Origin of the sequence: Burkholderia sp. BCC0044 (genome assembly GCF_902832955.1) — a bacterium.
Lineage (GTDB): Bacteria > Pseudomonadota > Gammaproteobacteria > Burkholderiales > Burkholderiaceae > Burkholderia.
Genome location: NZ_CADFDO010000002.1, coordinates 69,828 through 82,739, shown reverse-complemented (window position 1 = coordinate 82,739; position 12,912 = coordinate 69,828). Strand labels below are relative to the sequence as shown.

10 protein-coding genes are annotated in these 12,912 nt (G+C 66.2%); all 10 read right to left on the bottom strand.

Going from position 1 to position 12,912, the window contains the following annotated elements:
• Positions 1-82: 82 nt before the first annotated feature.
• Entirely contained in the window at positions 83-946 is an 864-nt protein-coding gene (locus HWX14_RS09035) for a glycine betaine ABC transporter substrate-binding protein (RefSeq protein WP_175882418.1), read from the bottom strand.
• 134 nt (positions 947-1,080) lie between these two features.
• Positions 1,081-2,229 (bottom strand): hybrid-cluster NAD(P)-dependent oxidoreductase, encoded by a 1,149-nt coding sequence (locus tag HWX14_RS09030; protein ID WP_012339539.1) that lies wholly within the window; start codon positions 2,227-2,229, stop codon positions 1,081-1,083.
• 112 nt (positions 2,230-2,341) lie between these two features.
• On the bottom strand, positions 2,342-3,583 hold the full coding sequence (locus HWX14_RS09025) for an aromatic ring-hydroxylating dioxygenase subunit alpha (protein ID WP_175882417.1): 1,242 nt from the start codon (positions 3,581-3,583) through the stop codon (positions 2,342-2,344).
• Positions 3,584-3,635: 52 nt separating this feature from the next.
• A complete protein-coding gene (locus HWX14_RS09020) occupies positions 3,636-4,421 on the bottom strand; it encodes an electron transfer flavoprotein subunit beta/FixA family protein (protein WP_175882416.1) in 786 nt (261 codons plus the stop codon).
• Positions 4,418-5,587 carry an electron transfer flavoprotein subunit alpha/FixB family protein gene (locus HWX14_RS09015; RefSeq protein WP_175882415.1) on the bottom strand — a complete coding sequence of 390 codons (1,170 nt, stop codon included), beginning with the start codon at positions 5,585-5,587 and terminating at the stop codon, positions 4,418-4,420. Before HWX14_RS09015 ends, HWX14_RS09020 begins: the two co-directional genes overlap by 4 nt.
• A gap of 4 nt (positions 5,588-5,591) precedes the next feature.
• Positions 5,592-7,517 carry a (Fe-S)-binding protein gene (locus tag HWX14_RS09010; protein WP_175833438.1) on the bottom strand — a complete coding sequence of 642 codons (1,926 nt, stop codon included), beginning with the start codon at positions 7,515-7,517 and terminating at the stop codon, positions 5,592-5,594.
• Positions 7,518-7,520: 3 nt separating this feature from the next.
• The gene (locus tag HWX14_RS09005) at positions 7,521-9,584 is read right to left on the bottom strand and encodes an NADH:flavin oxidoreductase (RefSeq protein WP_175882414.1); all 2,064 of its coding nucleotides are present in this window, start codon (positions 9,582-9,584) and stop codon (positions 7,521-7,523) included.
• A gap of 68 nt (positions 9,585-9,652) precedes the next feature.
• Positions 9,653-10,186, bottom strand: a complete 534-nt coding sequence (locus HWX14_RS09000; RefSeq protein WP_175882413.1) for a DUF5943 domain-containing protein — start codon at positions 10,184-10,186, stop codon at positions 9,653-9,655.
• A gap of 139 nt (positions 10,187-10,325) precedes the next feature.
• Positions 10,326-11,297, bottom strand: a complete 972-nt coding sequence (locus HWX14_RS08995; protein WP_175882412.1) for a dipeptidase — start codon at positions 11,295-11,297, stop codon at positions 10,326-10,328.
• A 43-nt stretch (positions 11,298-11,340) separates the two neighbouring features.
• Positions 11,341-12,615: a serine hydroxymethyltransferase gene (locus HWX14_RS08990; RefSeq protein ID WP_175882411.1), complete on the bottom strand. Its 1,275-nt coding sequence runs from the start codon at positions 12,613-12,615 to the stop codon at positions 11,341-11,343.
• Positions 12,616-12,912 lie beyond the last annotated feature (297 nt).

Here is a 12,912-nt window from a genome sequence, read left to right as displayed (position 1 = left end):
ATTGCATACCGATTATTTCGGATTCCTGCATGCCATTCCCGGCGTGTCTTCATGATGATTCGTACGACGTATGTCGCGATGCTTACTGCGTGCCTTCCGTCCACGAATTCACGCGGTCTGCGTGCGCTGCAATCCACGCATCGGCGGCCGCTTCCGGCTTCGAACCGTTCTGGATCGCGAGCATCACGCTATCGATCTCACCCGGCTTCCACTGGAATTTCTTCAGGAACGCGACGACCGGCTTCGCCTTGGTTTCGAGGCCCGGATTCACGACGCTGTCGACGTGCTCCGCGCCGCCGAACACCTTCTTCGGATCCTCGAGGAAGCGCAGCTTCCACTTCGCGAACATCCAGTGCGGCGCCCAACCCGTCACGATCACCGGCTTGTTCGCGCTGACCGAACGCGACAGTTCGGCCGTCATCGCGCTGCCCGAACTCGGCATCAGCGTGTAGCTCAGCCCGTAGTTCTTGATCGCTTCGTCGGTCTTGCGCATCACGCCCGCACCGGCATCGATGCCGACGATGCGGCCGCCGAAGCTGCTCTTCTCGGCGTTCAGGTCGTCGATGCTCTTCGCCTTCACGTACGCAGGCACGATCAGGCCGATCTTCGCATCGGGGAAATTCGCGCCGAGGTCGACAACCTTGGCCTTGTACTCGTCCCAGTACGAGCCGTGCGTGACCGGCAGCCACGCGGACAGCGTCGCATCGAGATCGCCGCGCGCGACGCCTTGCCACATGATCCCGGCAGCGACCGGCACGAGCTTCACCTCGTAGCCGAGCTTCTTCTCGATCACGCGGGCCGCGACGTTCGACGTCGCGACGCTGTCGTCCCAGCCTTCGACGTAGCCGATCTTCAGCGTGGGCTTCGTATCGGCGAGCGCCGATGCGCTCAATGCCACCATCGCCGACAGGGTGCCGGTCCACAACAGTTTTCCGAACAGTTTCATGGTCGATCTCCTTGGTCTGCGCACCGTGCGCGTTGTCTCTCTAGGTTCTTCAACCACAAATCCGCGGTATCGTTGTTTTCCGACAGATGCTTGTCCGGACGCGACGCGCCCGGACAGCCGATGGCGTGCTTCGACTACTTGTCGATCACGAGATCCGACAGCGGCTTGCTGCAGCACAGCAGCACCATCCCCTGGTCGATCTCGCGCTGGCGGATACCACCGTTGTGTTTCATCTCGACCTGCCCCGACACGAGCTTCACCTTGCAGGTGCCGCACATGCCCTGCGTGCACGATGCGGGCAGCCGCACGCCCGACTGGCGCGCCGCGTCGAGCACATGCTGCTCCGAGCCGCACGAAATCTCGCGGTTGCTCTTCGCGAAGCTGACCGTGTACTGCTTCGTCGCGGCGTCACCGCCTTCGACCGATGGCACGAGTTCGGCGAGCACTTCGTCGCTCGCGGTCTGCGCGAGCGTCTCGAACGAGAAGCTTTCCTCGTGATACTGCTTGCGGTCGAAACCGGCTTCGTCGAGCAGGTCGCGCACCGCCTTCATGTACGGCGCGGGGCCGCACGTGAAGATCTCGCGTTCCATGAAATCCGGCGCGATCAGCTTCAGCAGCGGCAACGTCAGGAAGCCGGTGACGCCCGGCCAGTTGGTGCGTGCGCCGACGCGTTCGACGACGAACGAGGTGCGGAAATTCGTATGGTTCGACGCGATCAGGTCGAGTTCGCGCGCGAAGATGATGTCGTCCGGCGTGCGGGCGCTGTGCACGAACAGGATGTCGCGATCCTCCGCGAGATCGTGGTGCGCGCGGCTCATCGACATCAGCGGCGTGACGCCGGAGCCGGCCGACAGGAACAGGTACTTGCGCGCCGGATGCCGTGCGCACGTGAATTCGCCGGCCGGGCCGAGCACGCGCACCGACGCGCCCGGCTGCAGGTTGTCGTGCAGCCAGTTCGACACCTTGCCGCCCGGCACGCGCTTGACCGTGATCGAGATCGTGTGCGGCCGCGCCGGCGACGACGAGATCGTGTAGCAGCGGTTGATCGTCTCGCCGTCGATGTCGAGCTCGAGCGTGATGAACTGCCCGGGCTCGAACGAGAACGTGCGGCCCTGCGGCGAACGGAAGAAGAAACTCTTCACGTCGTGGGTTTCCTGCCGCACGTGGCAGCACACCAGCGTTTCCTCGACGTCGCTCGTCCAGCGCTCGGGCAGCGCGTTCCAGAACGCCGGGTGCGTCACCCGGCTGTCCGCCGGCTCGAAATTGGCCGCATCTCGCATCATGTCAGCCTCCGCCGGGCCGCCCCAAGGAGGCTGACCGCCCCCTTGGGGGGCAGGGAACGCAGTGAGCGTGGGGGTCGTTTCATCAGTTGCTCCGCATATACGCTGCTAAGTACTACGCGCCGGTTTTTTCGGCGAGCCGGCCGATGTACCAGGCCGAGAATTTTTCGACGAGACCTTCCGTGTACGGCGAGTACGGGCCCGGCTCGTATGCGCTGCTGGTCGCGCCGCGCTGCGAGAATTCGACGAGCGCACGATCCTGGTCGTTGGTCGCGTTCCACACGGCCGTGAGGTTCTTCACGTCGTAATCGATGCCTTCCTTCGCGTCCTTGTGCACGAGCCACTTCGTGCGCACGAGCGTCTTGCCGGCCGACAGCGGGATCACCGAGAACGTCACGATGTGATCGCTCATGAAGTGGTGCCACGAGTTCGGCTGGGTCCAGAACGACAGCCCGCCAAGGTCGGCCTTGTCGAAGCCGCCGAGCAGCTTCTTCGACGCGACCTTCGCATCGAGCGTCTGCGATTCGCCGTGACGGTCGAGCGGCAGGCGCTGCGTGCGGAAACCCGTCACGTCGAGCAGTTTTTCGATTTCGGCGGACGGCAGGCCCATCTCGGCCCACTCCTTGCCGCGCCGCACGCAGGTTTCGGCGAACGCGTCCATGCCTTCGGCGTTCGCGTCGGAACGCTGGTAGCCGAAGCCGTATTCGTACAGCGAGATCGTCAGCTCCGGATGGTTCGCGACGCAGTGGTAGCACTCGCGGTTGTTCTCCATCGTGAGCTTCCAGTTGCCTTCCTCGATGATGTCGATCTGCGCGGCGATCTTCGTGTTCGGCAGATCATGCGGCAGCAGGTACGGCTCCATCTCGGCGCGCATCTGCGCGAAATCGACCGGCGGCTCGTCGGCGAGGCAGATGAAGATCAGGCCCGCGAGGTTCTCGACGTGCACCGACTTCAGGCTGTGCTTGCAGCGGTCGAACTTCTCGCCCATGTGCTCGGCGAACATCAGTTGGCCCGTCAGGTTGTAGGTCCAGCTGTGGTACGGGCACACGATGTTGCCGACCGAGCCTTTATCTTCGTTGCACAGGCGCGCGCCGCGGTGACGGCACACGTTGTGGAACGCGCGGATCGCCATGTCGTCGTCGCGCACGATCAGGATCGAATCGTTGCCCAACTGCACGGTCACGTAATCGCCCGGCTCGGGAATGTCCGGTTCGATCGCCACCTGGATCCAGTGCTGGCGGAAAATCGCCTCCATGTCGAGCGCGAAGATGTCCTCGCTCGTGTAGAACGGTGCGTCGAGGCTGTGCCCTTCCTTGCGCCGCTCGATCAATGCACGAATGTCTGCCGATACTTTCATCGTTTGCTCCGGATTCCTTGCATCCCTGGGTTCTTGCCGACAGGCATCAAAATCAGTAGTCGATGAGCTGATGCTCGCGCAAATACGCGAGGATCACTTGTGCTTTTTCGACCGAACTCCCTTCATTTACGACGTTGCCGCCACGGCTTTCGGTCGTCGTCGCGGACAGCATCCGGGCATGCCCGGAGCGCTTCTCGGCGGCGACCAGCTTTACGGGTTTACGCTCGACCGGGCCGACCGTCCACGCGCCGGCGTCGGCGTCCGTGCCGGGGGCCGCGAGCGCCGGCCGGATCGCGCCGGCGCGCAGCCGCGCATACGCATAGCGCGGCTCGACACCGGCGAGCGGATGGACGGCGACGACGGCCGGCAACGCCGCGTCGACACGCCGCCGCAGCCCTTTCGGCAAAAATTGCCGGACCGCCGCGCGGCCGCCTTCGACCGTCACGTCGACGGCCGAGCCGACGAGCGGATAGCCGAGCGCCGCAGCGACGCGGTACGGCAGCATCCCGGTGTCGTACGCGCCCTCGGCGCGCGTGCCGGTCAGCACGAGGTCGTAGCCTTCAAGACGCGCGGCGAGCGCGTGCACGGCATCGTCGCCGTCGCGGCAGGCCAGCACCTCGACCTCCCGCGCGCCGAGCGCGAGATACTCGGCGAGCGCCGCATTCGCGGGGTCGCCCGCGTGGATCACGTCGAGCGTCGCGCGATGCTGCTCGGCGAGCTGGCGGCCGGTTTCGAGCGCGGCCGCGTCGTTGCGGCTGTAGCGCGCGACGCCGCTGACCGGATGCCGGCCGACGGACACGAGCACCGCGATGCGTTGCAAGGGGCGAGGGGCGTTCATGCGGCGACTCCTTCGGGTTCACGGGTGCCGACCGCGGCCGGCGATTCGCCGCGCGCGGCCCGCGCGGCCTGGACCTGTTCGATCAGCGCGGCGATCGTCGCCTGCGCGTCGCCGACCACTGTCAGGTTCGCGCGCTTCGCGATCGGCGCGCTGCCGTCGAGGTTCACCGCGATCACGTGGCGGCAGTCCTTGATCCCCTGCAAATGCTGCACCGCGCCCGAGATGCCGAACGCGATGTACACACTCGCCTCGACCGTCTTGCCGGTCGCGCCGACCTGCTTGTCGCGCGTGAAGTGACCGTTGTCGACCGCGACGCGGCTCGCGCCGATCGCCGCGCCGAACACGCCGGCCAGCTGCTCGAACGCGCCGATGTCGGACACGCCGTTGCCGGCCGACACGATGAAATCGGCTTCCTCGAGCGCGACCTGGGCCGCGTCGATTTCGTCGAGACCGAGATCGCGGTACGGCTGCACGGCGTCATGCGCCGGGCGGATGAAATCGGCGGCCAGCCGCTCGCCCGCGCCGACGAACGGCAGCTTCGCGTCCACCGCGTTCTGCGCGAGCAGGATCACGTCGGGCAGCGCACGGGTCGCGAACGCACGCCCGGCCTGCGCATACGCGCCCACATGCTTCGCGTCGATCTCGACGACGTGAGTCGCGACGCTCGCGCCGGCGGCCGCCGCGTAACGCCGGCCGAGATCGCCATCGCCCGTCGCGTTGTCGGGCACGAACACGTGTTTCGGGGCGAGCGCGGCGACACAGGCCTGCAACGCTTGCAGTTCGCTTTCGGGATCGAACGCGCGGCGATCGAAGCCGGCGAGTTCAACCAGCTTGTCGACGCCGAGTTCCGCCACGTCGTCCTTCAGCTCGCCGAACGCGAGCAGCGCGACTTCGGTCTGCGCATCGGCGAGCACCGCGGCGGCGGCGATCGCCTGACGCGAATGGTCGTCGAGCGCGCCGCGTTCGCTGTGCGCGACCACCAGCATCACGCGCTTCGGATCCTGCAGCGCGCGGCGCGGCTTCGCGGCCGCTGCGCCATGACCGTGCGCGGACCATTGCGCGGCGTTCGCATCGGCGCTGCCTTCCTCGCCGAGCGTGATGCGCTTCAGGCCGGCGGCCGTGATGATGAACGGCCGGCGCGGATCGATTCGTTTGATCGTATTCATCGATTCACTCCAGCGAGGCGGCGACGAGTTCGGCGACGTCGAGCACGTCGGGGCGCGGGCCCACGACGCCTTCGAGCATGGCCGTGCAGTTCGGGCAAGCCACCGCGACCACGTCCGCGCCGATCGTGCGGGCGTCCGCGATGCGGATGTCCGGGATGCGCTGCTTGCCGGGGATGTCGGTCAGCGGCGCACCGCCGCCACCGCCGCAGCAGCGGCCGCGCATGCCGTTGCGCTCCATCTCGACGACCTGGATGCCGATCGTCTTCAGCAGCTTGCGCGGCGCTTCCGTTTCGCCGTTGTAGCGGCCGAGATAGCACGGATCGTGATAGGTCGTGCGCTTCTCCTGCAGCGCCTCGACGGCCTTCGGCGCGATCTTGCCGCTGTCGGCCAGTTCGGCCAGATAGGTCGTGTGATGCTTGACCGTCACGCGCAGCCCGAGCGCGCGGTATTCGTTGCGCAGGCTGTGCATCACGTGCGGGTCGGCCGTCACGATCTGCTTGTACGACAGCGTGCCGAGCGTGCCGATCAGGCGCTTCGCCATCTGCTGGAACGTCGCTTCGTCGCCGAGCCGGCGCGCGACGTCGCCCGTGTCGGTCTCGGTCGAACCGAGCACCGCATAGTCGACGCCCGCCTTGTTCAGCACCTTGACGAACGCGCGCAGCGTGCGCTGGTAACGCATGTCGAACGCGCCTTCGCCCGCGACGAACAGCACGTCGACCGGCTTGCCGGGCTGCGCGACCGGCGCGCTCAGGTCGACCGACCAGTCGTAGCGCGCGGCCGTGTCGTAGCCGCCCATCGTGCCGGTCTCGCGCAGGTTCGCGAGCACTTCCTGGCCCTTGCCCGGCACCGTGCCGTGCACGAGCGTGCGGTTGCGGCGCATGTCGACGATCGCGTCGACGTGTTCGATCAGCATCGGGCATTCCTGCACGCATGCGCGGCAGGTCGTGCACGACCACAGCGTCTGTTCCTCGATCAGTCCCGACACGATCGGGCCGTTCGGCTCGCCGCGATGCTGGCCGACCGGAATGCCCGGCGACGGGCTGCCCGCGTACGCCGCATCGGTGCCGCCGGCCATCCCGACGACGAGATCCTGGATCAGCTTCTTCGGGTTCAGCGGCTGGCCCGACGCGAACGCGGGGCACGCGGCTTCGCACTTGCCGCACTGCACGCATGCATCGAAGCTCAGCAACTGGTTCCAGCGGAATTCGACCGGCTTCGCGACGCCGTACTCCTGATGCTCGATGTCCGGCAGCTTCAGCGCGGTCGGCGGCGTGGCCGTGCCGTTGCCGGTGAACGATTCGCGCGTGGCGGCGAAACGCTCCTGGCGCGGGTGGAACGCGAGGTGCAGCAGGCCGGCGATCGCATGCTTCATCGGGCCGCCCTTCGCGGCGCCGACCGTCATCGTGAACGCGCCGATGCCGATCAGCAGCGCGCAGAGCACCGCGAACGTACCCGACATCGCGCTAGTCGGCACCAGCATGAACAGCACGAGGCCGAGCGCGAACGAACCGAGCAGCCAGGGCAGCGTATTCCACGGGCCGCGCGACAGGCGCGCCGGCACGTCCTTCGCCGCGCGCCGACGCCACACGAACACCGCGCCGACCAGCATCGCGAGCGCCGCGAGGAAGATCAGCTTGTCGAGCCACGGCGAGTAGATCGCGAGGCCGTAGTTGACGAACACCAGCGCGAGCGCGCCGATCGCGCCGCCGGCGGTCGCGACGTGGGTTTTCGCGATGTACGGATCGCGGGCGACCACGTGGTGCAGGTCGACGAAATAACGCTTCGGAATCGCGAACAGGTTCGCGACGCCGAACGAGCCGGGCGCCGTCGCGCGGCCCAGACGCCAGTAGGACGAGCGCTTCGCGACCGCGAACGCGAGCCCCGCCACCGACAGCCACAACAGGGCGGTAATGAGGAAGGACGGGTTCATCTTTTAGAAATCCTTCACGAGACGCAGCGAGTCGTAGATCGCACCGTGGACGTTGTGCATCGAGATGCAGTCGCCGACACGGAACAGCAGGAAACGGCCGTTGCCGAGTTCTTCCGACAGGCACGGCTGCGGCTCGGCCGCGAACAGCGTGTGCGGATCGATCTGGCCGCGGTTCACCGATTCCGGCTTGAGCTTCCAGTACAGTTCGTCGTTCGGCGACGAACCGTTCTCGATCACCACCTGGTCGACCGCGCGCTCTTCCTGTTCTTCCGTGTACTCGTTGCGCAGCACGGCGATCATCTTGCCGTTCTCTTCATAGACGCGATCGAGCATCGTGTTCGGCGTCGGGATCACGCCGAACGCGTACAGGCGGCGATAGAAGATCGGGAACGTCGTGCCGCCGCAATCGTCGGCGACCTTCACGTCGGGCGTGACGACCTCGACCTTCGAGCCGCGGCTCGCCATGAAGTCGGCCACGCCCGCGCCTGCATGCGTGCTCACGCCGTCGAACAGCAGCACGTTCTGCTTCGGCTCGACCTTGCCGGTCAGGATGTCCCACGAGCTGACGGCGAGCCCTTCGGCCACGCCCCACGCCGGCACCTGCCACGTGAAGCTCGACCCGCCCGTCGCGAGCACGACGATGTCCGGCTTCTCGGCCATGATCATCTTCTCGTCGGCGGCCACGCCGAGGCGCCGGTCGACGCCCAGACGCTTCGTCTCCATGTCGAACCAGCGGATGATCCCCGACATCTGCTCGCGCTGCGGCGCCTTCGCGGCGATCATCACCTGGCCGCCCACTTCCGCGTTCTTCTCGAACAGCACGACGTCGTGGCCGCGCAGCTTCGCGACACGCGCGGCCTCGAGGCCCGCGGGGCCCGCGCCGACCACCACGACCTTGCGCTTCGGGCCGCGCGACTTCTCGATGATGTGCGGCATCGTCGCCTCGCGCGACGTCGCCGCGTTCTGGATGCACAGCACGTCGAGGCCGTTGTACTGGCGGTCGATGCAGTAGTTCGCGCCGACGCACTGCTTGATTTCGTCCTCGCGGCCGTCGCGGATCTTGATCACCATGTGCGGATCGGCGATCTGCGCGCGCGTCATGCCGACCAGGTCGATCATGCCGTTCGCGAGCAGGCGCTCGGCCTGCCCCGCGTCGCGGATGCTCTGCGCGTGCATGACCGGGATCTTCACGACCGACTTGATGCCGGCCGCGAGGTGCACGAACGGCTCCGGCGGCAACGCCATCGGCGGCATGCAGTTGGCGATCGTGTTGTGCGTATCGCCGCCCGAGCCGACCACGCTCAGGTAGTCGATCAGGCCCGTCTCCGACATCGCCTGCGCGATTTCCTTCAGCGCTTCGTGATCGAGGCCGTCCTCGTGGAATTCGTCGCCGCACATGCGCAGGCCGACGCAGAAATCCTTGCCGACCGCCTCGCGCACGGCCGTCAGCACTTCGATCCCGAAGCGCAGGCGGTTTTCGAGGCTGCCGCCCCATTCGTCGGTGCGATGGTTCGAGCGCTTGCTCCAGAACTGGTCGATCAGGTGCTGGTGGGCGGCGGAGATTTCGATGCCGTCCATGCCGGCCGCCTTCACGCGCTTCGCGGCCGCCGCGAAATCGCCGATGATGCGGCGGATTTCCTCGACCTCGATGATCTTCGCGTTGCCGCGGTGCACGGGTTCGCGCACGCCCGACGGCGACATCAGGTGCGGCCAGTGCTCGCCGTGGAACGACGAGCGGCGGCCCATGTGCGTCGCCTGGATCATGATCTTCGCGCCGTGCTTGTGCATCGTGTCGGCCAGGCGCGTGAGCGGATCGATGATCTTGTCGGTCGACAGGTTCACCGATTTCCACCAGCCTTGCGGGCTGTCGATCGACACCGGGCTCGAACCGCCGCAGATGGCCAGGCCGACACCGCCCTTCGCCTTTTCTTCGTAGTAGCGGATATAGCGGTCGCCCGGCAGGCCGCCCGGCTCGGCGTACACCTCCGCGTGCGCGGTGCTGACGATCCGGTTGCGCAGCGTCAGCTGGTTCAGCTGCATGGGTTTGAACAGGTGGGGATAACGCATCGCTGGCGACCTCTGGCGTTCGAATGTCTCGTGTTGCGGGTGTTGTTCTGCTTCAGTGAATCAATGCGTCAGTGCGCGATCGGCGACACTTCGAAGACGCAGTGGTCGTGATGCTCGGCCGCGCACTGCACTTCCTTCGAGAACGCGCGCGGCGCGCCCTTGCCTTCCGGCGTCGTGTCGTTGACCCAGTCCATCGCGCCCGCGAACCAGCCCGCGAACATGTAGCAGAGCTTGCCTTCCTTGCCCGGTTGCTGGAGCACGAACGACGAGTGGCGCAGTTCGATCTTCGCGCGGGCGCTCGCCGGGTCGGCCTCGATGATCGAGAACAGGCCCCAGCCGCGTTGCGACAGGCGCTTCAGGTAGTGCTCGAACACGGCCATGCCGGTGATGCCGTGCTGCTTGGCTTCCTTGTCGCACCAGTGGTAGGCGGACTTGTAGCCGGCCTTGTAGAGGATCTCGGCATACGCGTCGACGCCGAGCGCTTCCTCGACGGCGACGTGGTTGTTCGTGAAGAAGTGGCGCGGCACGTACAGCATCGGCAGCGCGTCGGTGGTCCAGACGCCGGTATCGGGATCGACGTTGATCGGCAGTTGCGGTTGCATCGTGGTGACTCCGTGAGGAAAGTGGCCGCGCGGCTCAGTGCGCAGGCGCGACATCGTCCGCGTGCCCGCGCGGCTTGCGTGGGCACGTCCCGATTTTTCTAGTGTTGAATCGCGGGTGGCGGTTCGGTCCGGCGGGCGCTTATGCGCCCCACACGTCCTTGAACACGCGCACCCAGTTCTCGCCCATGATCTTCTGGATGCGCGACGCCTTCCAGCCGTGGCGTTCCATCGCCGCGGTCAGGTTCGGGAATTCGCCGATCGTGCGGATGCCATCCGGGTTGATCACCTTGCCGAAGTTCGTCAGCTGGCGATAGCGGCCCTTGTCATGCGTGAGCATGTCGAAAAATTCCTTCGCGAAGTCCTGCGTGAAGTCCGTGCCGATGCCGACCGCGTCTTCGCCGATCAGGTTCACGACGTAGTCGATCGCCTCGATGTAGTCGTCGATGTTCGCTTCGATCCCGCGCTTCAGGAACGGCGCGAACATCGTCACGCCGACGAAGCCGCCCGCATCGGCGATCTCCTTCAGCTGCGCGTCGCTCTTGTTGCGCGGATGTTCCTTCAGGCCCGACGGCAGGCAGTGCGAGTAGCACACCGGCTTCTTCGAGAACGCGATTGCTTCCGACGACGTGTTGCCGCCCACATGCGACAGGTCGACCATGATGCCGACGCGGTTCATCTCGGTGATCACTTCGCGGCCGAAGTCCGACAGCCCGCCGTCGCGTTCGTAGCAGCCGGTGCCGACCAGGTTCTGCGTGTTGTAGCAAAGCTGCACGACGCGCACGCCCATGTCGGCGAACGCCTCGATGTAGCCGAGGTTGTCCTCGAACGCATGCGCGTTCTGGAAGCCGAGGATGATCCCGGTCTTGCCTTCCTTCTTCGCGCGGAAGATGTCGTCCGTCGTGCGCACGAGCGTCAGCAGCTCGCCGTTGTCGCGGATCTTCTTCTTCATCACGCCGATGTTGTCGACGGTCTTGGTGAAGTTCTCCCACACCGACACCGTGCAGTTCGCGGCCGTGATGCCGCCACGGCGCATGTCCTCGAACACCGGCTTCTCGAACTTCGAGATGTTCAGTCCGTCGATGATGATGCTGTCCTGATGCAGCGTGCTCATATCTGCTCTCGCTCGTGTGACTGTTCTTGTGGGGATGGGTCGATCAGTAGATCGGGAAGCGCTCGCAGAGCGCGAAGATCTCGCGGCGCACGCGCTGTTCGGTTGCCGGGTCGCCTTCCGGGTTCGCGCGCAGCGCGTCGAACACTTCGAGGATCAGACGGCCGACCTCGCGGAACTCCGCGACGCCGAAGCCGCGCGTCGTGCCGGCCGGCGTGCCGAGGCGAATGCCCGACGTGACGGTCGGCTTCTCGGTGTCGAACGGGATGCCGTTCTTGTTGCAGGTGATGCCCGCGCGTTCCAGCGCCTGCTCGACCGGTGCGCCCTTCAGGCCCTTCGGGCGCAGGTCGACCAGCAGCAGGTGGTTGTCGGTGCCGCCCGTGACGAGATCGACGCCGCCGGCCTTCAGCACTTCGCCGAGCGCCTGCGCATTCGCGAGCACGCTGTCGATGTAGGCCTTGAAGTCCGCATGCAGCACTTCGCCGAACGCGACGGCCTTGCCGGCGATCACGTGCATCAGCGGGCCGCCCTGCAGGCCGGGGAACACGGCCGAGTTGATCTTCTTCGCGATGTCCTCGTCGTTGGTCAGCACGAAGCCGCCGCGCGGGCCGCGCAGCGTCTTGTGCGTGGTCGACGTGACGACGTGCGCGTGCTCGACCGGGTTCGCGTGGCGGCCCGCGGCGATCACGCCCGCGATGTGCGCCATGTCGACCATCAGCTTCGCGCCGACGCTGTCGGCGATCGCGCGAAAGCGTGCGAAGTCGAGTGCGCGCGGGTACGCCGAGAAGCCGGCGATGATCAGGTTCGGCTTGTGCTCGTGGGCGAGCGCCTCGACCTGGTCGTAGTCGATGCGCAGCGTGTCGCGGTTCACGCCGTACTGGACCGCGTTGAACCACTTGCCCGACAGCGCCGGCTTCGCGCCGTGCGTCAGGTGACCGCCCGCGTCGAGCGACATGCCGAGCACCGTGTCGCCCGGCTTGGCCAGCGCGAGCATCACCGAGCCGTTCGCCTGCGCGCCCGAGTGCGGCTGCACGTTCGCATAGCCGGCATTGAAGATCTGCTTCACGCGTTCGATCGCGAGCGCCTCGACTTCATCGGCGAATTCGCAGCCGCCGTAGTAGCGCTTGCCGGGATAGCCTTCCGCGTACTTGTTGGTCAGTACCGAACCCTGCGCCTCGAGCACGGCGCGCGACACGATGTTTTCCGACGCGATCAGCTCGACCTGCGACTGCTGACGCTCGAGTTCCTTCAGGATGGCGCTGCGCACCGGCGCGTCGCGCTCGGCAAGGGGCTGCGAAAAGAAAGGCTGGGTGTTCGACATAGTGCGTCCGTGACGAAGAATAAAGGGCTGCAACCGAAGCTCAAGGCCCGCCGTGTCTGGGTTTCCCACGCTTCCAGTGCAAGGCTGCCGACGGCTCTATTCTTGTCGTTCGGATTTTCGGCGGATTGATGAATTTAGACGCGTTCTTTGCCTTTTCCGCCATGCACGTCCGTTTTGTACAAGTGACCGGTCGTGCTTTTCGGGATGACCGCCCGAAACGGTGGCGCTGATTCACCTATGGACACGCACACCGGCAGTGCGTTTGCCGCACGTTCGCGTGCGGCGTCTCCCGGATAC

Excerpts from the sequence above, each read along its gene's own strand:
- HWX14_RS09015 (WP_175882415.1), bottom strand. The coding sequence starts at position 5,587 with ATGAATACGATCAAACGAATCGATCCGCGCCGGCCGTTCATCATCACG.
- HWX14_RS09010 (WP_175833438.1), bottom strand. The coding sequence starts at position 7,517 with ATGAACCCGTCCTTCCTCATTACCGCCCTGTTGTGGCTGTCGGTGGCG.
- HWX14_RS09000 (WP_175882413.1), bottom strand. The coding sequence starts at position 10,186 with ATGCAACCGCAACTGCCGATCAACGTCGATCCCGATACCGGCGTCTGG.
- HWX14_RS09030 (WP_012339539.1), bottom strand. The coding sequence starts at position 2,229 with ATGATGCGAGATGCGGCCAATTTCGAGCCGGCGGACAGCCGGGTGACG.
- HWX14_RS09005 (WP_175882414.1), bottom strand. The coding sequence starts at position 9,584 with ATGCGTTATCCCCACCTGTTCAAACCCATGCAGCTGAACCAGCTGACG.
- HWX14_RS09025 (WP_175882417.1), bottom strand. The coding sequence starts at position 3,583 with ATGAAAGTATCGGCAGACATTCGTGCATTGATCGAGCGGCGCAAGGAA.
- HWX14_RS08990 (WP_175882411.1), bottom strand. The coding sequence starts at position 12,615 with ATGTCGAACACCCAGCCTTTCTTTTCGCAGCCCCTTGCCGAGCGCGAC.
- HWX14_RS09035 (WP_175882418.1), bottom strand. The coding sequence starts at position 946 with ATGAAACTGTTCGGAAAACTGTTGTGGACCGGCACCCTGTCGGCGATG.
- HWX14_RS09020 (WP_175882416.1), bottom strand. The coding sequence starts at position 4,421 with ATGAACGCCCCTCGCCCCTTGCAACGCATCGCGGTGCTCGTGTCCGTC.
- HWX14_RS08995 (WP_175882412.1), bottom strand. The coding sequence starts at position 11,297 with ATGAGCACGCTGCATCAGGACAGCATCATCATCGACGGACTGAACATC.